This is a genomic window from Hansschlegelia quercus, from assembly GCF_004310425.1.
GTDB lineage: Bacteria > Pseudomonadota > Alphaproteobacteria > Rhizobiales > Methylopilaceae > Methylopila > Methylopila quercus.
Map to the genome: position 1 here is coordinate 472503 of NZ_SIUB01000002.1, position 19835 is coordinate 492337.

The following is a 19835-nucleotide window of genomic DNA, read 5'->3' on the forward strand; positions in this document are numbered from 1 at the left end:
CTGAGGATGCGAATGGGTGTCTGGATGTCGTTTTGGCCCAAACTTGTTCTGGCGATGTTGGTCTCTGCTACGGCAACGTGGGGAACCGCCCGGGCTCAGAAGACCCCCGATGATCCTCTGCCGACCTACATGTCGACCGCACTCTTCCCAAGCACATTTGTCGAGGGATACATCGCGTCGGCCTTGCGTCCGCTTCGTGACGCGGACTTGCAGGGGGACGGCCTGGACAGTGCTGACGTCGAAATTGCTGGCAAACGGGCCTGGGCGCTGGCGCGTTCTAGGGTGGCGAGCGAATTCGTTCTGCTTGATCTCAACGGCGACGGTAGCGTCACCGCTGATGAGCGAGCGCGAGCCGCACTGGTACGGCGCCGCGGGTTCAGCCAATTGCAGGACCGGATTTTCACAGGCTGGGATAGCGATCACGACGGCGTCGTAACCTTGAGTGAAGCCCTATCCTCAGCGCGGCCATATGAGCGAGACGCGCAGGTGGCGGATCTGATGCGGTTCGATGCTGACGGCGACGGCAAGGTGCAGGCTTCGGAACTTGAGGCTGCTGCCCGGCGGGCGTTCGCAAAGTTCGACCTGAACAATGACGGGCTGATCGATCACGAGGAATCTCAGAAGGTGAGGCAGCAAGCCCGTAGGATCGTGGAAACGGTGGCCGAGGATAGGAGAGCAGCATGTGAACTGCCGCCCCCGGGCAAAGACGATCTGATAGTGGCGTTCGGCGTCTACGAGGGGAATGCGATCCCGACGGTTACCGTCGCCGGCCAGGATAAGGAAACAACAACGGCTAAACTGGAGATCGAGCCGGGCGACCGGCCTCTTTATGTCGTTGTCTCTTCCTATGACGCTATGATCTGGCAGGTCGCGGGAGCGACCTCGAGGATGTCACGGCTTGTGCTGATCTCTTCGCAGTCCACCTCCGACGGCCGAAGCGCGGCTGGGGCGACCGGGCTGCCTGGCGACAAAGTGACGATTGCAGGCCCTGGAGAATGCAGAGGTTACTTCGATAGGAGCGACTCGCCGGTAGGCGTCATGGTTCGCAATGCTATGACGGCCGCTCTCGGGCGCGCACCAGACGTTATGGCCGGGGCGTATAGCGTCATCTCGGCCTCCGTGCCTTCGCTGGCATGGGCTAAGGCTAAAACGCCTCGTGACCAGAAGGACACTCCGGCGGGCTATGATCCCCAGACGTGGCTCGACGCATCGCGCTATACGCCGGGTGGCGTGGTCGAGATCGACCCTGCGGCCGTCGTATCAGCGTCGCCGGCCGCATCCTACGAAGTTCTGCCGGGGCAAATGGGCTTGGCGCGCTTGGTGTCGTCAGGCGAACTCGTCCGCGAAAACAACTGGTTCAAGGTCGTAAAGCCGATCCCGCGCTTCCCTGCGGGACTCGGCGGCGCGATGGCCGTGTCGTTCGTCATCGCGAAAGGCGTTCCAGCGCCAGCAGGCAGCCCTGGCCACTCGTGTGTGACTTATGAGGATCCTGCCGGGCCACCCCCGGTCGGCGCGCAGTGTCGTCCGCCAAGAGGAGGCATTGCGGTACAGGGCAAATGATCATGACGAGCCGCCCGTCCTCGCTTCGACGCCGGCGAGACCATGACAGTCGGGGGCGAATACCCGGCTGCGCGTCGATCGGCGGGCTCAGACACTCTGCGCTAAAGGGCGTCCCGGAGCATTAGAGAGCCCAAGGATTCATGGATGAACGAGAGGCCTCTTTGGTCGCGGATGGTACGAGAGCGAGGGACGATCCTCCTTATTGCGTTCTTTGCGGCGTTCTTCGTTTGGGTCCTGTTTCTGGCTCCGCCGAAGACAGGCAACAAAACGAACTGGCCTGAAGGGGAACAATGGGATTGTGCCGCCACGGGCTCGCCTCGTGGTCAGCTATGCCTCAAGAGAGCTGCGCCCGAGCAAACCCCCGCTCGGTAATGAGCGCACGAGCCCGAGTCGTTCTTCTCGACAGACACAGAACGCTTTCCCGCGACGGCTCCTTAAAGAAGCGTTCCGGCGGCTCGAGCGTCGAAGAGTCTTGCCTTTACCAATGCGACGATGCTCAGAGGCGGTATTTGAGTACGCTCATGCGTCCGTATCTGACCACATCTCACGCTTGCGCTCGCCCTCTTCCTGCTTCCGGCGATAGCGCATCCCGAGGAAGAAACCGCAACTCGCCATGCTCAGGCGATCAGTATAACTCCTAGGTCGCGTCCCACTGATCTGGCGAAGATACCGGCGACGACACCCACCATGAGCGTCGCCCTTTCGACTGTGGTAAGCCCCCCCAATAGGCGAGTTTTTTCTTCATTCTGGGAGCTCCAGTGTTGAAGGATCTCGCTACGCGCCGCTGGCGACGATCCTCAAAGCATCGTCTGGCAGCGGCCGCTGCAACGCCTTGGCTAGCCGCGATTTCGCGCAACTCTCATCAACCTGAGGCCGCAGAGGATAGCGGGAACAAGACCTATCGCACCTCCTCTCAAGGCGATGATCGCCAAAGCAATCATCGTCCAAAGAGACGCATCTAAGGCCCACCAGATGCCGGCGTTTTTAAAGGACCATCTTTCCCCAACGTTCAGATCGTATTGGCCCGCCCTCCACCTTCCGTTCAGCAAATAGATGGTCAGCGCTGTCATGGCCAAAATGGCAGCCGCGAACGTAATTGAAAGCAGATCGTCATAGGTCCGATCGGACATGGTCTAGACTTTGTTAGCCGTCTGCGCGTTCGGGTGGTGACTTGATGCAAGTGGGAAGCCCCTGGGAGCGTGCCCCCGCAGTACACTTCCAGTCGGGCGGGAAGCCGTAGTGTCTCCCATCTCCAGGATCAGAAGCGGCGCGTAACGCGACCCACGCGCACACTAGAGCAATGACCACTATGGGACCGATCCACGCCCGTGGATTGAGGTGGTACCGAAGCGAGCTTAAGAGCGATCTGGCATCCATTCCGGAGACTCGCGCGAGCGTGCCTTAAAGAAGCGTTTCGGCCGGATCGAGGGTCGAGGGGTCCTGCCTGGCGCCGCGCGCGACGATGGTCAGCGCCTCATCCGGCAGCGACCGCTGCAGCGCCTTCGCCTCGCTCCAGTCCGCACGCATCCAGATGCCGGCGAACACAGCCATCACTCGGTTCTCAGCCGGAAGTTTGGCGGCATGGAATGCAAACGTCCTGCGCTACAGCCTCCCAAACCTCCTGCTCCGGTTTCAAATCGCCGGCGCCAAGGCTTAAGTAGCCATCAGCCCGGTAGGTCAGGACGCGCCCGTCGGGAAGATAGAGCGACCACTGCTCCTCCTCGTTGGCTTCGTAGGGCCAAGCCGAAAGGGTCGCGCCGAGGTCGAACGAGAAGGTGGCTTGCCGGGAAGGAGCGTCGAGGGCGAAGGCGGCCAGCTTCTGTCCATCGATCACTCGCGCAGAGGCTTCGATCTGCTCGTCGGGGCTCTCATCCTCTGCCAAGACCTCCCCGGTCGACGTGACGACACGCCAGTGGCAGCAAAAAACGAGGAGGTTCCACTCCCCCACTGGTTTGACCAGCCGCCGCGCCGCCACCTGCCGCACCTTGGCGGACGAAGAGGTCGAGACGTATGGCTCGCGAACCGAGAGACGGGGCGTCCCGAACTGGAGCGATAAGATGCTGCCTTGGACGCGCTCGACACGCCAGCAGGGCACGCCGATCAGCGGCTCGAAGGCGGTGGTGCTCGCGTTTGCCATGCAGTCGCATGATTGCGAACTCTGCTGAGGTCCGCAAACCATCCCGCTGTAATGTGCGCGTATGGCGTGATCAGAGCGATAGCGTCGGCCGATTAGAGGCTTGCGGCAGTATTCGCTACACCTCGTCGAGGATCGGTTCGCCGGGGTCCATGCCGCCACCCCAAGGAGCGACGTAGGGCCGGACGTCCGTGAAATGCGACTTCATCAAGCTCAGGACATTCTCGTCCGAAGTTATAACTTCGAAGAAGGAGCTATCGATCGCGCGTACTGTCACCCACACGGCGGCTGAGTTTAAGTCGGTATGGCCGACGAACTGCCCCCAAATGACCTGCCGCGTTTCCTGGGCGAGTTCCGCAAGAGCTTCGCCGGTGATGAACTCACCGGACTTTGCGAGCATCTCCAGCTTCTCGGAACTTGCTCCCGTCGCGTCGAAATAGTCGTCGCGGTCGCCGGGAACTGGCGAGATCCGCCAATACGTACGTGGCTCTAGGGTGGTCAACAGACCGACGAAGTCCTTGATATCAGAGCCGAGCCAAACGGCTTCTTCGCCGTAGATCCTCAGGGTTTTCACGCCAGCCTCATCGATCGACAACCACATCCCGCGGCCGCACTTGTCCGGCGGCCGTGCCGACGACTACCGTACGCATCTTTATCGGCTTCATCTCGACGCCATTCCGGGAGAGCGTCACGCAATGGGCTACACGGCAAAGCTGGCGATGTTCCCGCCTTGGAAGGCTCCCGTTCCTTACGAAACTCTTCCAATGACTTTCGCGACAGTCGCCGACGCATGGTCCGCCGCCGAAAAGGCGCTCTCGGCCATCACGGCGCGCGAACTCATCGAGATAGCGCCCCACCTGCAGCCGAGATCAGAGCGCAGCGGCGAGCTTTTGGTGACGGCCATTGCCGTTCCTGAGGAAGCAGTTCACGGGTTCATCATCTACGACGAGGCAGGCGTGGAAGTCGCCAACTGGACCACTCTGGATGTCGCCGTGGAAGAGGCCTCAAGCAGAATGGAATCCCCCGGATCCGAAAGGAGAGGCTGAGATCGAGCGCGGCCAAACCTCTGCGCTTCTCTACGTTTTCCGCAGCCCGGCCTTCCCGGGCAGCAACACGGTTGCCAGCGCTGCAGCCCTCGATCTCGTTGTCGCCGTCTTCGGTGGAGGCGGGATGAAGGGAGAACAAGGCTTGGCCGAGACGTTTGGAGGCGCCGCGTTCTTTCGGAACGAAGAGACTGGCGAAAGCTATCTCGGCGTCTGGGGCGCCCGGAAGGTGTCGCGCTTCAGGAGCAGGATGCGGGTAGCCGGAGGTGACCTCCGGATCATCCGTGAGCCGCCGCCCGCGCGGCTCGTCTGGCGACAATCCATTCCCGCTGGACGCTGATGTACGCCGCGGCGCTCCTCATCCTCATCGCGCAGTCTTCCGAAGGCGCCCGGCACGACGACGCCGCCGTGCTCCAGCAGCTCGGCTTCATCGCCGGACAGGCAGTGGCCTGCGACATCGAAGAGCCTGACATCGCGGCTCGCGTCGCCATTGCTCTAGCGGACAAGATGGGCCGCGACGACGAGGCGAGCCGTGAACTCGTCGTTGAGACCGCCTTACGTGCCGCGGCTATGCCGTGTGCAGCTCCGCCCGATCGGCTCGATGAGATCAGGACGGGTTGGTCGGTGATGCGGAGGCGCGCGGGCGTCAACTGAAGTAAAGCCAGTCAGGGCGCGCTCGGCGTCGTGTAGAGATCAGCTAGCTGACGGGCTTCGCCGCCTGCTTTCCGCGACGCTCAGGCTTTGGAGCCGGAATTGCCGCGATCGGCTCGAGCGCCAGCACCACGGGGTTCGGGTAGTGGTCGAGCGCCGCGCCGGTGGATGCGTCGACGCCCATTCCGATGAGCCCGCCGACGAGAACGTTCCCGGCGAACGCCGCCCCGCCGTTGCCAGCGACCTTGGTCTTCACCGGGACGCTCGCCTCCTTGAAGCCCGGCTTCGTCGCCGTGACAATGAACTCGTCCTTGCGGCCGACGGTCAGGGTGCAAGGACTTGTACACTGATGGTTCATCGAGGTCCGGACCGTGGCTTCGGACGGCGTCGTGGTGACGGTGAGCTGTTCGGTCGATCCCCGAGTGATGGACGCGCAGCCGGACAGCGCCGCGCAGGCGGCGAGAGCAACAACGAGCTTCATGGACGTTCCCCCGACCGGGCCGACAAGGCGCGGACAGGTGCAATGAACCGGGTGTGCAACTGCGTCACAAGGCCCGCGGGGCTCTTACCCACAGCCGCATTTATTTGAAGACGCGCTTGCGCCCCTTCGGCAGCCCTTCCCGCATCTTGTCCCACTCTGCGTTGCTCTCGGCGGCCGTCGCGGTCCTGACCGTCTCTTCCTCCGGGTATCGGGCAACAGCTTGCCCGAACCGCCGCAGGAGGAGCCACCAGCCCTCCTCGAGCTTCATCTGCCGGACCGCCACGTCGTAGGCGCCACGGGCGATGTCGATGTCCATGGTCGCGGCGACGAGTCGGTCCAGACTGCCGCCCTTCTTGTAGAGCTCGACGCGGTGGGGCAGAGCCGACATGTCCTCGAGGGGATCATGAAATCGGACCCTGCCTTCATCCGTCTTCGGCGGAAGCACGAAGGCGACGGTGACCTTGAGCGACCTGCAGGTCGGGCAGCGGAGGCGCGTCGCCAGGTCCGCGAGGGGCATCGCGGCGCCTCGAGTCCAGACGAGGGTCTCCATGTCGGGCTCGTACTCGCGGTGGCATTCCCGAATCGACTTCAGCCCGGCGCGCCCTCCCGCCGCGCACCGCGCCTTGACGCGCCAGCCCGCGCGCCAGGCGTCGCCAAGCGTCTCGACCGTCATGCGAGCTGGCGGGGCGGCTGTCGCCCACGGACGTAACCCAGCGACACGCGACCGACGGCGAGCGCCCTCGCCCGCTCTGTCTCGGCCAGTTGCACGAGCAGCGCGTGGATTGCCTGGCGCTCGCCTCCGGCCGCCAGAATCACGTCGTCCACGGCCGCCTCGTCCCCGGCCACAGCCTCGTCTTCGAACAGTTCTTCCGCTGCGTCAGCCATGTCTCACTCCCTCGTTGGAGAGCATCGATTCTACGGGAACGAATGAAGAACAAGCCTGCAGGCGCTGGGTATGTCGTGGCCGAGATCGAAGAGGTTCTGCGGGGCTGAAGGACACGGGCGTGGGCGCGCCCTCGCCAAGCTGAGACACTTCGTTGACGGTCTGTGGATCCCGCCGTTGCACGCTTGAGGCTGCTGGCTAAGTTCGAGCCATGCATCGAGCACCCACGTCGCGGTCGACCGCGCTTGCCCTTCTCGTCGCCGTACTGGCGGGTATCGGTTCGTCGGCTTCGGCCTGCAGGTCCCCCTTTTGGGCCGCCGAGCGGATCGCGCAAGGGCAGTTCGACGCTGTCGCCCTGGTTCGCGTCGTCGGGGCTGAGTATGTCGGTGACCGGAAGGTCCAGCGCGGTTGGCGCGGCACAGCCAGTGTTGAAAGACTGCTGAAGGGGACTTCAGTCGATCCAGCCGTCGCGATCCTCGGGGGCCGCGGTTCCGCAATGTGCGAGGGTGACGACGGCCCGCCTTCGCCGGGCGAGCGCCGGGTCGCCTACATAATGACCGGGGGTCGTGTCGTTAGTTATCCGCTGGACACCGCGATGAAGCTCGACCCCTGGCTGAGGAAGTTGCTGGAAGCCGACTTCCCCGGCGGCGCCAGCCGATAGAACAACCGCCGACGCTGTGGTGGCGCCCGATTATGCCGGAGCTGAGCACGTGTTCACGAACGCCGTCCGCTGGGCCTCGCCCGACCTCGCCTCCGTCCTGCGCCGCTTCCCAATGGCCCTCGCCGCCTGCGCGGCGCACGCGGCCTACGCCGTGGCGGTCGAGCCCCAGTACCGCAGCCTTCTCGGCTACGACGGAACGGGATCCGTCCGCCTCGCGCTCGGCTTCCTCGCGCTGGCGTCGGTCGCGGCGCAGCTCTGGTCCGAGTTCCTCGGCGGGCGCCTGCGGTGGCCGCTGCAGTGCGTCGCAGCCGCGGCCGCCGCGGGCGTCTGGCTGGGCTTTGGCACCGAGTGGCTCTCCGGACCGTTCGCTCTGATAGCCGTCGCGGCCCTCCTCCTCGCGGCTCCAGCCCCGCTGCGGAACGACGGGGCGAGCTTCGCCTTCGCGACCCGCGCGGTCCTGCTGTTCTTCTTCGCCGTCGCCGCCACCTCGCTCGTCCTGCTCGGGATCGGCGCGCTGGAGATGACGGCGGAATACCTGCTCGCCGTGAAGTTCCCTGCCGGGTCCTTCGAGCGCCTGGCGACGGTCTGCGTCTGGTTCGTCGCCCCGGCCTACTGGTGCGCGCTGCTTCCCTCTCGGGACGCCTCGGCCGCCCCGCTCCCGCCCGCCGACCTCGTCCCCCGGGCCGTCGCGGCCCTCGCCACGCTGCTCTGCGTCACCGCGGCCGCGCTGGCCATCCTCCTCCACGCCTACGCGATCAGGATCGGCGTGCAGGGCGAGATGCCGAAGAACCAGGTCGGCTGGATCGTGTCGGCCTTCCTCGCCCTGTCGCTCGCGGCATGGCTGTCGTCGGCCGGCGGCGAAGGCCCGGCACGGGCGCTGCGGGAGGGTTGGCGGCGGTTCGTGTGGCTTCCGGCAACCGTCCTGCCGCTCGTCCTCCTCACCGTCGCGATCTGGTCGCGCATCGACGACTACGGTGTGTCGATGGACCGCTACACGGTCGCCGCGGGCGGCGCCTTCGGCGCGGCCTGCCTCACCATCACAGCCGCCGCGCGGCGGCTGCCGCGCATCCACGAGGTTATGCTCGTCGGGGTCCTGTTCGCCGCGGTCGCCGCCGTTGGTCCGTTCGGCGCGAAGTCGGTCGCGGCGGGCAGTCAGGCGGCGCGGCTCCGCAGCATGCTCGAGGCCGAGGGCCTGCTGGTCGGCGGCAGGATCGAGGCCCCCCTCGGGCAGGACAGGCTGGTTCGGGCCCGCAAGGGGGAGGTCGCCTCGATGCTCGCCGAGCTGTCGCGCGCCGACGCCCTCGGGCGGCTGGCGGCGTTCGCGCCGCCGTCGCGCACGGGGAAACTCGCCGACGCGCAGTCCTTCTTCGGGGCCTGGCCATGGGCGCGTGCGGTGCCCGCCACGTTCGTCGTCAATGGCGGTCCCGGCACGGCCTCCGTGGGCGGGGGCCGTCTGTCGGGGCCGTTCATCCTGCGGTCCGCGGTGAGGGGCGGCGTGGAGACCGTGGTGGGCGCCGGCGACGGCAGGGTCACGCTGTCGCTCGAAGGGCTCGAGGTCACCGCGACGGGATCTTCGGGCCGAGCGAGCTTCAACCTGGGGCCGGTCCTCGGGGACCGAAAGCGGGGGACGTCCCCGACGGCGCCGCTGTCCGTCCCGTCCGCGGCCGGCGACGCGACGCTCGTCCTGACCTACGCCGAGTTCGAGGGCGAAGGCGCGGCCGCCACGGCGGGGACGGTCCAGGGATGGGTGTGGTTTGGGTCCCGTTGAGATCGCTAGTTGATGAGAGGCGCGACTTCGGATGCGGTTCTTCAACGTCCTGTCAAGCGCTGCTGCTGTCCGAAGCCCTGTCGTCTGCACCGCCAGTCGCCGCTCCGGAGATGATCTCCGGACCGACGCTCGACGATCCCCACGGTCACGGCGAGGCCGCCGATTGGTGCCGGTCGCTGTCCGCTATGTTCCCCCTTTTCACGTGAGTAAGGGGTTCCATGAGAACGAATGAAGACAAGAGCTGGGCGTGCAAAACTGGCTGAGGCTTTCATCTCCGGCGGAGCGAAAAGGATCATGGCGAAGACCACTGACCGGCCGGTCAAGGCGCCCATTGCCGCCGATGATGGCTCGGCTGGACGCCGAAGCGCCTCGCGCTGAAGGCGTTAGTTGACCATGGCAGTCTTCTTCACCAGTGACACGCACTTCGGCGATCAGCGCGTGCTGAACCTCTATCCGCGGCCGTTTGTGTCCGTCGCTGAGATGGACGCTGCCTTGATCGCCCGTTGGAACGACCTCGTCGGTTCCGACGACGAGGTCTGGCACCTCGGCGACTTTGCCCGGTCGACGAAAAGCGCGGCCGAGAACTTCCGTCAGCTTAAGGGCCGCAAACACCTCGTCGTCGGCAACATCGATTCTGCCTTCGTCAGGGAACTGGCTTGGGCAAGCATTGCCCCATATGCCGAGATCGAGGTGGAGGGCGTAAAGCTTATCCTCTGCCACTACCCCTTTCGCAGTTGGAACGGGATGCACCGAGGCGCGGTGAACCTTCACGGGCACAGCCATGGCCGGCTAAACCCGCTGCCTCGCCAACTCGACGTGGGAGTGGATGCGCGGGACTATCGCCCAGTTCGCCTGTCCGAATTACTGCTTCGACGGTGAGTAACGCAGATCCGGCGCGGAGACGCCGCCGGCGTCATGACCCGTTGGACTATTTGAACCCTACGATGGTGAACATCGTGCCGGTCCGCTGTTGACCCATAGCGGGCTTGGCTGAGGGCCGTTTTGGGAACTTAAGGTTCGAGGACAATCTGCGGTTGCCAGCGCCTGCGGTGCTGCCGAAGAAAGTTCCTCTGCTCACTGGATAGCTGACGACGCAAGCGTGAAGCCGACCCTAGGAGCTGCCCCGCCTCTGAAGAGATTTGATCGCTGATCAACGCAGCGCCATCGTCGTCGAAGCTGACCAATCCGGCATCGAAAGCGGCATCCCACAACGCCGACAGAAGTAAGCCATTGTTGACGTTTAGGCGGTGAGCGTTGCTCACGCACTCGGACCAGGGCACAATGTGTGACGCCCTGAGCAGCGCGGGATCGCTGAGGCCAGTGACCGCGCAGCGCCCTTCCCAATACTGTAGGAGTGCTCGACGGAAGATGTCCTGGCCGACGCGCTGGCGGCGCAGATGCGAGTGAAGGACCTAGCGAACCGCTCGTAATCCCCAGTTAGCCGCCGATCGAGATCAAAAACATCCATTCTATGGCCTTGTTCGAACAGCGGCAGTCATGGGTTAACAGCGGCCTCGGCACTTCACCTTGGCCCAGTTGAGCAGAGGGTTTCAACGTCTGGTGTGACGTGCGCTAGGCGCGGCGTCTGCCGCTTTCTTTTGCGCTAGGCGGAATGGGCATAGGTCGAGCGTTAGCTCTTGGAGTACGGCAAGGAGCTCAGGCTCACTCTTGGCCAGTATCTCAAGCAGGTCCTCTTGGTTCGGCTGACCGAGCGCCAGCCGATAGAGGAAGCGCTGCTCTCGAAGCACCTTGTAGCGATGGACGTCGCGACCAAAGGGGCGCTCAAATACCTGCCGCGTCACCCGTGCCTCGGGTAGAATCCACCACGGGCTCAGTCCGCCCTTTTCAGCCAGTCGCGCCTCAGCGAGGCTGGAGAGGCGCCGCCAGGGTGATGCTGCGGCCGTGTGATCGGCGAACACATCCTCGTGCAACACCTTGCCTAGACGGCGGCGAATAGACAGGCCTCCATAGCGCTGGATTCTCCCCTCCCGCTGCTCCAGGTCGAGCGGGTTGGACGGCAAATCCCAATGGAGGACGCGGGAACACCAAGTATGGAAATCCAGCCCCTCCTGGCCGACCGAGGTAGTCGCCAGGACGTGAGGCCAGAATGGCGAGTTGAAGCTCTGGCGGATCTCGTCAGGTCGGACGGAGCCGAGATCTTCCTCAATTTCCAGCACGGGCGCGCCCGCTTTAGGGGGCGGGGCCGCCTCCGCGTCGCCAAATGGCATCGCGGCATGGCACCGAAGGCGCAAACGCTCTGAGTCGCCGAGCGCGTGGAAACTGAAGCCGCCTGTGATGAGGCGGAGCGACGATTGCAAGTCCTTCGCCAATGCCTCGACACCCTCTTGGGACGAGCTGCGAATCCAGAGGTGTTCGTCGAGCACGCTCTCCAGATTGCCTGCGAATGCCGCCGCCAAAAGACCTTCAACCGCGCTGGAGCCGCCGATCGCAGACAGAAGAACGGGATTGTCGAGATACGGACGCAAGCCCTGCCAACTTAGTCGAACTACGCATGGGTAGGTGTCGGGGTTGAGGGTATCGGCCGCGTGACGCCACAACGCCCGCCCAACGATGACCCCCGGCGCAGCGATAGCGTAGGTGACGAGATCCTCGAGTTCACGAGGCGAAATCCAGCTTACAGGCTCCGCCTCGCGCCATGCCTGGACGGAGGCTTTTGCCAATCGGTCATGACCGACAACGGCCGCCCACGCGTTGGCCGAGCGGTCAGCCAAACCGGCGTGTTTCTCGATTCCGGAGAGAACACGGCCGATTGATCGACGCCGCTTTCGTTTCGCCGCGCTCGAACGGACCACGTCTATCTTCAGTGGGCGCAGAGCCTCTTTGATCTTCTTTCGCACCCAGCGGCGCAATCCAGCCCGAGATCGATCGGGTGCGGTCGCTGGATCGGTATTGCGGATCAACCAGATTGAAGGATGGAAGGCGGCCATCACCGGGCCAGGCGGCCCCGAAAGTTTTATCTTCCGCCGAGCGTACGCCTTCTCATAACCGCCGCGCCGGTCGATCAAGTGCGCCTCGACGCCGAAGCTCAATAGGCTGGTGACGGCCGGCGGCGTCGCCTTAAACCGACTGAACATTAGAAGCTTCGTCTCTTGGCCTTGCTCAGCCCAGGCTCCGCTCAAATCCCACCACGGCAACGAAGGCGCGATCCACGGCAAAGCGAGCTTCTCGGGCGGCGTTGTCGCCGCTAGGGCTCTCAACTTCGCATCTGGCCAAATCACAGGGGCCAGGTCGTCGCGCCGTCGCCGCGTCAGCGCCATCAGGCCGCGCGTCGGTTTGAAGATGCGATCACGCGTGATCGCATAGCGTTGCCCCAGGGCCTGAGCCGGTAGCGGCACTGAGGACCAGTAAGCCAGCGTATCTGCCCTGCGGTTCGCATCGGTCGAGCGAACGAGGTGTCGATAGACCGCGACGTCAGCGACCTCTGAAGCGGCGGGAAGGCGAAGGAGATCCGGTTCAAGGTTGCCGTGACCCCGTGTGAAGCCGTCGCGTTCGGTCCGCCCAATGACCGGCGAGAGAAGCGCCTGAAGGTGATCGCGCAGAGCAGCCGCCTCCGCGGCAAGCGGCGCCCGCTCTGCGACCGGAGCCTGCACAAGGAGCCGCAGCGTATCGCCGAACGCTTTGAAGTGGGTTTGCGCCTCGACCCTAACCTTCCCTCCCGCCAGAAAATCGATCAGGCCGAAGAACTCACGGTGGGCCTGGATGCCTCGGCCCTCCTCCCACCGAGACGCGAACAGTTTGTAAGGCGTCGCCGACAATAGGAGGAGCGCCGGCGGCCTTTTACCATTGCCCTTCAGCAGCTGCGCCATCAGCGGATCAACAGGCGCTTCGCCTTTGATCAGATCGCGATACTTCTGGAACTCATCCAAAATGATGATGTCTGGCGGCTGGTGAACCAGACAGGCCAGGCAAAGCGCCCTGCGCAGACGCCCGATAAATGCACGTTGGTTGAGCAGAGCCAGCTCAACAAGCCGGCCGGCGAAGGATGGCGCCGCTCCCGATGTCTTAAACTCTGCAAACTCGCGTTGGAGCGCGTCCCGATATCGGGCGACAAGACCCGGCGGCGCATCCGCCATCCGTTTGCGCGCGACCGCCAAGGCGCCGAGCCATCCTGATGTCGCTTGCAGCTGAAGGAAATTCGCCGGGAGCCTGGCGATCACAGACGGGTAAGCCTTCACGAGCAGCTGGGCGACAAAGGCGCGCTCAACCGCCTTCCCACCGCTCAGGCTTGCCCGGCTGGTACGCGGAAACGAAGTGTCGGGAGACAAGGCGTAGATGGCGACCGTCGCGTCCGGCGGCGTACTGACGGCAACCAGCGAAAGACGGTCCGGCGTACGAACCGCCTTCTTCAGCTCAGCTTTCTCGAGAAATTCCACTACCCGAGGCTTGTTCTGGTGGGAAACCGCTGAACCGCTGGCGATGTAGTAAACCACTAAGGGACGGCCCGCCTTTCGGCTCAAGGCCTCAACCACATCGCGTGCGACAACGGTTTTGCCCAAACCGACCTCATCAGCCACGAGGTAGCGGCGGCTTCCGCCCTTGACAGCGAAGGCGGCAAGAGCGGCCTTTACGGTCGCCGTTTGAAACTCCCGGGCCAACCTCACGACGGCGCTCCCAATCCCTCTTCACAGACGGCCCACATCTGCGCGAACTGCTTGAGTTGTGTGTGACCGTTAGGGTCGGCCGTCCGCGTATGCTCCAGAAGCGCTGGCAAATAGGCGCTGATCCGGTATTGAACGGCTTTGTAGACGGCGGGCGACCGGGACCAGGTGCTGAATATTTCTTCCTGGGTCGGCAGGTCCGCCGTCCAGGTCGGTGTCGGCTCGCCAGTTGAGCTGCGGGATGGCTCGTCCTTCGTCCAATCTGGATCATTGGGCGAAGCGGCGGCGCCGCGCATGGTGTCAGCGATCCACAGCAAGAACTCGCGGGCTCCCATCGCACGCATAAAAGCTGCACGGTCCCGCTCAACGCCGAAGGGAGGCGTCGCCGGCGCCTGCACGATCCACTCGCAGCTCGCGTCCCCTAACATCAGCCGTAGCTGGACGAGTTCGGTTAGGTCCGCTGTTTGAATAGGGCCGAGATCAAGCTCGGTTTGTCCGGCCGGCCACGTCTTAAGATCGCTGGTGATCAGCCCAGCCTCCAGGCGAATGCGGGCGTCTGACGGGTGGAGAATGGACGAATGGCGGAGTCGAATGCTTTCGGTGTCCCAAACGATCTCACCCTTCCAACGAGCGGAGACTTCGGCGCGCGCACGCTCGAGCTCGTCCTTTTCCGCCTCGACATCCTTCAGCACCGCCGCGTCTTCCCATCGGATGGGTCGAGCCTCTGCGATAAGGCTCATGAGGCCACCCTCGACCGCTTCGTCCACGGAAAGCTCAGCGATGATCTCGACGTTGCGTCCCGTCCAGGCGCGTTGCGTGGCGTTCGCACTGCCCGTCCAAAGACGCCGTTTATCGCCCTGGCGTATGTGCAGGAGTTTTGCATGCAGGCCTCGGCCGAGCTCTTCGCCCTCCTCGACCGCAGACGCGGGTGTTGGATCGACTGGATCCGGCGCCTCAAAGTTGGTCGGTGGATAGTCTGGAGCATCAAGCGCAAGAGAGTCTCCGAAGGGTCGACAGGTTGCGCCGAGCCTTTCGATTTCAAACCGCGTCGAAAGCAGTTGACGCTCGCCGCCGCGACACTCCGTCTTCGCCACGTGCCGGAGGAAGCCAGCGTCCAAGAAGGGGCTGACCACTGTGAGCGCGTCGACCGCCTTTGGCAGAGCCGGCAGGCTCCAATCGCCTTTGCCGGTGCTGATGCCGAGGCGGTCCACCCGGACGCCGGCTGGAGCCTTCCATTTGAGAGCCGCGATCTCTGCGGCTAGCCCTCGCGCTGATACGCCCGGCAGCCCGGCACGTTCGGCCAAGGCGGTAGCGATGTCGTCGACGCCCGGCACTCGGCGTCCCTGTCCGCCTGGACGTGCGACCAGTACAAGGCCGAGATCGCGGTTTTCCTGGGCTGTGAGATTGCGACTGCCAATCCACAAGCGCCACTCGATGGCCTTGTCTGTAGAGACCTTCACCAAAGCGGCTTTGGGATGCCAACTTTGGCGACGCTCGTCGAAGGCGACGTCACGTACAAACTGATCCAAGACGCCCGTCAGCCGAGGTGTTCGCGCCATTTTGGCGAGGCGGCCCCTCTGAATGACAACCCGGAACCTGTCCCGTGCAGCTTCGATCGCATCGGCGAGATCGCGACGAGCAGCGGGGCGATCTTCATCGTCGCGCCCAACCATGGCGAGCAAGGCCGCGACGATTGAAATCGGATCTGCTGAATAGGCGGCGATGATCGCCAGGTCCGCCGTCCAACCTTGTTCGGGCCGCAGGGCGTCCAGATAACTGGTCACCCTCCAGGGCGCCGCCGCTCCGCTCATGGTCGGGGCCCGCGAAGGTCAGAGAGCAGTCCGCTCACCGACCCCCAGCGATAATGGAGCGGGTAGCCAACGGGATGGTCGCTGGCGTCCCACTCGGCGCGTCGGGTTCTAGCGCTTGCGGTGTCGGGCAGTCGGGAGCGCAAGCCCTTGCGGCCCTCAGCCGCTTCGTAGGCGCCGACCAAAGCCGTCGGGTCAGTCGCCCCCTCATGGACCCAATCTAGCGTCTGGGCCAGCACGGTGCGGAGCCGCGGCGGTAAGTCGCCGATATCATCCTCAACCAGATGTAGATTGGCGCTGTTCAGCTCAGACGCCGCGCGTGCGCCGTGCTCCCTGAGCAACCGCCCGAGTTGAGCGCGATGCAATCGCGGCGTCTCACGACCATCCAACAGTTCGCGGCGATCCTCGACGAGGGCAGCGTAAACGCCCCTTCCGATCGCAGCGAGGGCAGCCACCGCGCGCGCTCTGCGGAGAGGCGCAGCATCCGGACCGGCGAGTTTGATGATGGCCTTGTCCCACAGCGAAAGCGGCGGGTCGATCTCGTGGCGCGCCAACTGACTGAGAAGAGACAAGTGCCTCAGAGGCTCAGGCGCCGGTATGTGGCTCAACCGCTCGCGGAGAAACTCACGCTCATCGTCTCTCAGATTGAAGGATAGAGGCGTATCGGCCGACCAGTCCTTCGGGGGTTGAGGCAGGGCGACGAAGAGAGCCTCGACCTCGATGAGCGGGCGGCCCTCGTCATCCATCGTCGGACGTGATGCGGAGAGGCGGGTGTGAACGGTTCCACGGTTAGGAACACGATTTCGTCCGTCACGCCGCAAGATTCCCCAGGCGTCCAAGGCTGACCAATAGGTGCTGGAAGGCGGCTGATCCGCCAGTTGAGGCCAGGTAAGACCGCCGATTACACCCTGTTCCCCACGATCCTTCAGCCGTTTCGCCAGCCCGATCTCAGCCCGCTTCAGCGCGTCCTGGGCGTTCGCTGAAGATTTTCCAGATTGATCCAGAAACTGCCACGGTACGAAAAGCGCATATCGCAAGCGGGTGTGCAGCACCGAGGTGCCTGGAAAGAAGCGGTTCGCGTAGCGTTGGTGCAGAAGTAGAAGTCCTACCTCATCGCGAACGCCCTGACCTTTTTCGTTCAGCTGCGCACGGGCCCGGGCTAGAGCCTTGGGCGTAAGACTTACCCAACCGAATGCTGGCTCCAACCCCCTGCCCTCCCCCGGAGCGGTACCGCGATCGAGTCGCACACTGGATCCGGACAAAGATCAAGATGTAAGGCTAGGCGGCAACCTTAGCGAGAGGGGCTCGAGACTTGGGTGAGCCGCGGGGTGGGAATCCGATGTGCACGCCGCGTAGGATCACGCACACGCCACCGCCCCTCTTTGGACGGGATCGCGTGTTTTGCGGTTCGCAGTCCTGGGATGTCGCGACGCCCGGCTGTCTGCCAACGGATCGGGAGCAGATGTTGAGCTGTCGGCCGCCTATGGTCCGCTCTTCGGCGCGGCGCCAGAGTCCGCTCATGGCGCAGGTCGGCACCGGGAGCGGATGCCGGTCCTTGGAGCCATGTGCGAAGGGAAAGCGCGGGTCGATACCGAGTTCGTAGGCAAGCGGCGTGAGGCGCCAACCGCATCGAGATGATGCGGCTCCGCTATGTCCATCTGCCGACGAACTGGCGATCCAGTTCCACGTCGGCATGACGACGGCCAACACCTTCAGCCACGATAATCCGCAGTCGCAAACCGTCCAGGTGCCTGGGTCCGCCGAGTTCGAAGCCGATCTCGCCTTTCTCGATCAGCTCATCAAGGCCTCAAGACGCCGGCGAGAGGGCGCAGGCCAATCCGGCTAACGATGAACCCTCAGCCCGGAAGACATCCGCCGCGAAAGGGTCGGCTGAGACCCTAGGGACGCGCTACAGGCAGGTAGGCCTCGGTTATCGCTCGAGCCGTCACGGTCGTGCGGCAAAGAGTTGAGGGAAGCCAACTGCGTCCGCACGAACGATGCATTGGCTGACCGCGTAATCCGCTCCCAGACGCTCTGCTTCGGCGCGGGCCGACGCCTCATCGCGGAACAATCCTGCGATGTCGTCCCCGCTATGAATGCACGGAGCGAGCCGCGCCAGCGGATCGTCCGGGTGAAGGGTCGGCGCATAGGCGCTGAGATGCTGGTGCAAAGGCTCGATCCATGTCGCGACCCCGGTACCGAGCTCGCCGCCGTTCGCCGCGGCAATCGACCGGCTCACCACGCCGACGACCTCGCCACGCAGGTTCAACACCGGCCCGCCGCTCATGCCTCCGGGCCAATCCGCTTGGACCTCAAAGATTGGCGTTCCGCGCACGCCGCCCCGCCCTTCGAGATACAGCGCGACGACCTCACCGTAGGCGGCTTTCATCCGGGCCCCCACCACGACGGCTTCGGCGCGGTCGCCCTCGAAGGCGCTGATCTCGGGAAACCCGATCGCAAGCACGGTTTCACCAGGCCTCGGGCCGACCGGAGATCGGCGGAGGGGCAGACACTCCAAGCGCCGTTCAGCATGGATGCGCGCCTCCATCATGACGAGATCCAGAGGCCTGACGTCGGGCTCTCCGCGCAGCGCCGCAAGAGGATCGTCACCGGGAAGCCCCAGCCACGCATACCGAGTGATCGGTGCCAAACCGCCCTCTGGGACTCTTGGTCGGCCGAACACCAGCCCTACTCCCAAAAGCACGCGGAAGCCACGATCCGCCGGCGCCTCCATCGTGTAGCGAGGCGCGCCGGCCGGGCCGGCTTCGACTGCGGCGGCCGCCAGCGGCACCCATCGCTCCATCTCGGCGAACACATGGTGCGCGCTCATGAGAGCACCCCAGGGGTCGAGCGCGAAGGCTGTGCCCAGCCCGGTCAGTCGACCGTCCTCACCCTGTCGGAAGACCGGAAAAACGGCCCAGCGAGCTCCCATCGGATCTTCATAGTCAAACAGCGCCGACGTCTGCCCGTTCTCAGGCAGCGCCGGGAGACCGGCCTCTCCCCGGGCGATGGCCTCGCAGGTCCGGACCGTGATTGGCTTGAGGGGCATCAGTCGCATCCTTTCGTTAGACGCGGCCATGGCAATCTCGCCGGGTCAGCGCCGGCGTACATGACATGGCTCGGCCGCCAAGAGAGGCTCGTCAGCGGTTGTCGGGTAACGTTGTAGGCCGCGAGCGTGGTCCCGATCATTGCGGGAGGATGTCCTAAAAGGGCCGCAGTCGCGTTATTGCGATGCCTCGTGAGCAACAAGCTCCCGCTGATCGTCGATCTATGTACGGATGTGGGAGCGAAACGCTCAAATCGAGGCCCGCTTTTTCCGGCGATTTTACAACGATCGCTGCTTGGAAAGGGTAGTCCCGCATCGCGATTAGCGGGTGGTTGATCATTAAAGGCGAGTGCAGCGAGCGCTACCGATCGAGCTCCCACCGTCCCAGGGCGAAAGGGTGATCCGTGAAGCGACTATGTCGGAGGAGGTCCTTTGGGCATCTCCCACGGTCGACCGGTTTTCGCCTCAAGTCGCGCTCGAACCTTTTCCATTCGATCCGCCATCAGCTCGTCGATGAACTTGACAAGCTCTAGCCATTCCCGCGGGCCACCGACGTGGAAGCCGAGTGCGAGGCCAAGCTTGATCTCGAAGCGGCCGTCTCCGAACCCAATTTCTAACGCGTCAGAGACGCTGTGATGTCCGGCATTGTGCGCGAAGCGCTTGTTGCGAAGATCGATGATGTCGTCATGAATCGGTCGAAGCCGTTCTGGGAGGGCGCCGCGTCCGAAGCCGCTTCCCCCGCCGCCCTGGTGTAGGCGTGCATAGGTGACGACAAAGGCCGTCGTCAGCATATCCAGCTCGAGAATAGCCTCCATTGTGGGTGCGAACCGATATAGCGTAAGGCGACTCTGAATATGCTTCAGTGTCACTAAGGTACCTAGCGAACGTGTAAGCCGCGAGAGGCTGGACAACTCATTGTCTACTGACCTCAGGACTGCACGACCGTCATCGACGATCTCCTGCATCTGATCACGCCAGTGCTGCGGTAGGAACTCAAGCGCCTCTTCAGGGAGAACAACGTATTCGTGACCATCCTCAAAGGGCTGATCCAACATCCACCTCTCCCGACCTTGCTGCGCCCCCAAGACGGATAAGCCCCTAACTCTCATAGCGACCATCTGTGGTGGTCAAGATGATTGATGTTTGGATTGCGGGCATTGTTTGGAGGTCCGGGAGCAGAC

18 protein-coding genes are annotated in these 19835 nt (G+C 64.0%); 5 read left to right on the forward strand and 13 right to left on the reverse strand.

Translation table 11 applies throughout. The features are described from left to right. Positions 1–12 precede the first annotated feature (12 nt). Positions 13–1560: an EF-hand domain-containing protein gene (locus EYR15_RS06270; RefSeq protein ID WP_165455434.1), complete on the forward strand. Its 1548-nt coding sequence runs from the start codon at positions 13–15 to the stop codon at positions 1558–1560. 836 nt (positions 1561–2396) lie between these two features. Here EYR15_RS06270 and EYR15_RS06275 read toward each other — a convergent pair. The 4 genes from EYR15_RS06275 to EYR15_RS06290 form a co-directional block, all read right to left on the reverse strand. Continuing rightward, positions 2397–2690, reverse strand: a complete 294-nt coding sequence (locus EYR15_RS06275) for a hypothetical protein (RefSeq protein ID WP_131002151.1) — start codon at positions 2688–2690, stop codon at positions 2397–2399. A gap of 271 nt (positions 2691–2961) precedes the next feature. Next, complete coding sequence (locus EYR15_RS06280; protein ID WP_382238968.1) at positions 2962–3111, reverse strand: hypothetical protein; 150 nt, start codon at positions 3109–3111, stop codon at positions 2962–2964. Between the two features lie 10 nt (positions 3112–3121). Further along, positions 3122–3697: a hypothetical protein gene (locus tag EYR15_RS06285; RefSeq protein WP_165455435.1), complete on the reverse strand. Its 576-nt coding sequence runs from the start codon at positions 3695–3697 to the stop codon at positions 3122–3124. Positions 3698–3812: 115 nt separating this feature from the next. Next, entirely contained in the window at positions 3813–4295 is a 483-nt protein-coding gene (locus tag EYR15_RS06290; protein WP_131002153.1) for a hypothetical protein, read from the reverse strand. A 13-nt stretch (positions 4296–4308) separates the two neighbouring features. On the opposite strand from EYR15_RS06290, the gene EYR15_RS06295 reads away from it, so the two are divergent. Next, on the forward strand, positions 4309–4740 hold the full coding sequence (locus EYR15_RS06295; RefSeq protein WP_131002155.1) for a hypothetical protein: 432 nt from the start codon (positions 4309–4311) through the stop codon (positions 4738–4740). Positions 4741–5076: 336 nt separating this feature from the next. Then, positions 5077–5391, forward strand: coding sequence for a hypothetical protein (locus tag EYR15_RS06300; protein WP_131002156.1), 315 nt, complete (start codon positions 5077–5079; stop codon positions 5389–5391). A gap of 43 nt (positions 5392–5434) precedes the next feature. Here EYR15_RS06300 and EYR15_RS06305 read toward each other — a convergent pair whose 3' ends face one another. The 3 genes from EYR15_RS06305 to EYR15_RS06315 all read right to left on the reverse strand — a co-directional run bounded on the left by EYR15_RS06305 (position 5435) and on the right by EYR15_RS06315 (position 6754). After that, positions 5435–5869, reverse strand: coding sequence for a translation initiation factor 2 (locus EYR15_RS06305; protein WP_131002158.1), 435 nt, complete (start codon positions 5867–5869; stop codon positions 5435–5437). 100 nt (positions 5870–5969) lie between these two features. Beyond that, complete coding sequence (locus tag EYR15_RS17145; protein WP_245498178.1) at positions 5970–6542, reverse strand: hypothetical protein; 573 nt, start codon at positions 6540–6542, stop codon at positions 5970–5972. Next, positions 6539–6754 (reverse strand): hypothetical protein, encoded by a 216-nt coding sequence (locus tag EYR15_RS06315; RefSeq protein WP_131002160.1) that lies wholly within the window; start codon positions 6752–6754, stop codon positions 6539–6541. The genes EYR15_RS17145 and EYR15_RS06315 overlap by 4 nt, the downstream gene beginning before the upstream one ends. Positions 6755–7462: 708 nt before the next feature. Here EYR15_RS06315 and EYR15_RS06320 point away from each other — a divergent pair. Further along, the gene (locus EYR15_RS06320) at positions 7463–9181 is read left to right on the forward strand and encodes a DUF4153 domain-containing protein (RefSeq protein WP_131002162.1); all 1719 of its coding nucleotides are present in this window, start codon (positions 7463–7465) and stop codon (positions 9179–9181) included. Positions 9182–9574: 393 nt separating this feature from the next. Then, positions 9575–10060 (forward strand): metallophosphoesterase family protein, encoded by a 486-nt coding sequence (locus EYR15_RS06325; protein WP_131002448.1) that lies wholly within the window; start codon positions 9575–9577, stop codon positions 10058–10060. Between the two features lie 131 nt (positions 10061–10191). Here EYR15_RS06325 and EYR15_RS06330 read toward each other — a convergent pair whose 3' ends face one another. From EYR15_RS06330 to EYR15_RS06355, 6 genes are all read right to left on the reverse strand, one after another. Beyond that, positions 10192–10461, reverse strand: a complete 270-nt coding sequence (locus EYR15_RS06330) for an HNH endonuclease (protein WP_245498179.1) — start codon at positions 10459–10461, stop codon at positions 10192–10194. A 270-nt stretch (positions 10462–10731) separates the two neighbouring features. Continuing rightward, positions 10732–13803: a helicase-related protein gene (locus EYR15_RS06335; protein WP_131002164.1), complete on the reverse strand. Its 3072-nt coding sequence runs from the start codon at positions 13801–13803 to the stop codon at positions 10732–10734. Continuing rightward, positions 13800–15584 carry a phospholipase D family protein gene (locus EYR15_RS06340; protein WP_131002166.1) on the reverse strand — a complete coding sequence of 595 codons (1785 nt, stop codon included), beginning with the start codon at positions 15582–15584 and terminating at the stop codon, positions 13800–13802. The genes EYR15_RS06335 and EYR15_RS06340 overlap by 4 nt, the downstream gene beginning before the upstream one ends. A gap of 23 nt (positions 15585–15607) precedes the next feature. After that, entirely contained in the window at positions 15608–16813 is a 1206-nt protein-coding gene (locus EYR15_RS06345; protein WP_131002168.1) for a DUF6361 family protein, read from the reverse strand. Positions 16814–17553: 740 nt separating this feature from the next. Beyond that, a complete protein-coding gene (locus EYR15_RS06350; RefSeq protein ID WP_165455436.1) occupies positions 17554–18657 on the reverse strand; it encodes a S1 family peptidase in 1104 nt (367 codons plus the stop codon). A 410-nt stretch (positions 18658–19067) separates the two neighbouring features. Further along, positions 19068–19709: a hypothetical protein gene (locus EYR15_RS06355; protein WP_131002172.1), complete on the reverse strand. Its 642-nt coding sequence runs from the start codon at positions 19707–19709 to the stop codon at positions 19068–19070. Positions 19710–19835 lie beyond the last annotated feature (126 nt).

Excerpts from the sequence above, each read along its gene's own strand:
- EYR15_RS17145 (WP_245498178.1), bottom strand. The coding sequence starts at position 6,542 with ATGACGGTCGAGACGCTTGGCGACGCCTGGCGCGCGGGCTGGCGCGTC.
- EYR15_RS06270 (WP_165455434.1), top strand. The coding sequence starts at position 13 with ATGGGTGTCTGGATGTCGTTTTGGCCCAAACTTGTTCTGGCGATGTTG.
- EYR15_RS06300 (WP_131002156.1), top strand. The coding sequence starts at position 5,077 with ATGTACGCCGCGGCGCTCCTCATCCTCATCGCGCAGTCTTCCGAAGGC.
- EYR15_RS06275 (WP_131002151.1), bottom strand. The coding sequence starts at position 2,690 with ATGTCCGATCGGACCTATGACGATCTGCTTTCAATTACGTTCGCGGCT.
- EYR15_RS06305 (WP_131002158.1), bottom strand. The coding sequence starts at position 5,869 with ATGAAGCTCGTTGTTGCTCTCGCCGCCTGCGCGGCGCTGTCCGGCTGC.
- EYR15_RS06355 (WP_131002172.1), bottom strand. The coding sequence starts at position 19,709 with ATGTTGGATCAGCCCTTTGAGGATGGTCACGAATACGTTGTTCTCCCT.
- EYR15_RS06325 (WP_131002448.1), top strand. The coding sequence starts at position 9,575 with ATGGCAGTCTTCTTCACCAGTGACACGCACTTCGGCGATCAGCGCGTG.
- EYR15_RS06315 (WP_131002160.1), bottom strand. The coding sequence starts at position 6,754 with ATGGCTGACGCAGCGGAAGAACTGTTCGAAGACGAGGCTGTGGCCGGG.
- EYR15_RS06285 (WP_165455435.1), bottom strand. The coding sequence starts at position 3,697 with ATGGCAAACGCGAGCACCACCGCCTTCGAGCCGCTGATCGGCGTGCCC.
- EYR15_RS06280 (WP_382238968.1), bottom strand. The coding sequence starts at position 3,111 with ATGGCTGTGTTCGCCGGCATCTGGATGCGTGCGGACTGGAGCGAGGCG.
- EYR15_RS06290 (WP_131002153.1), bottom strand. The coding sequence starts at position 4,295 with ATGTGGTTGTCGATCGATGAGGCTGGCGTGAAAACCCTGAGGATCTAC.
- EYR15_RS06350 (WP_165455436.1), bottom strand. The coding sequence starts at position 18,657 with ATGCCCCTCAAGCCAATCACGGTCCGGACCTGCGAGGCCATCGCCCGG.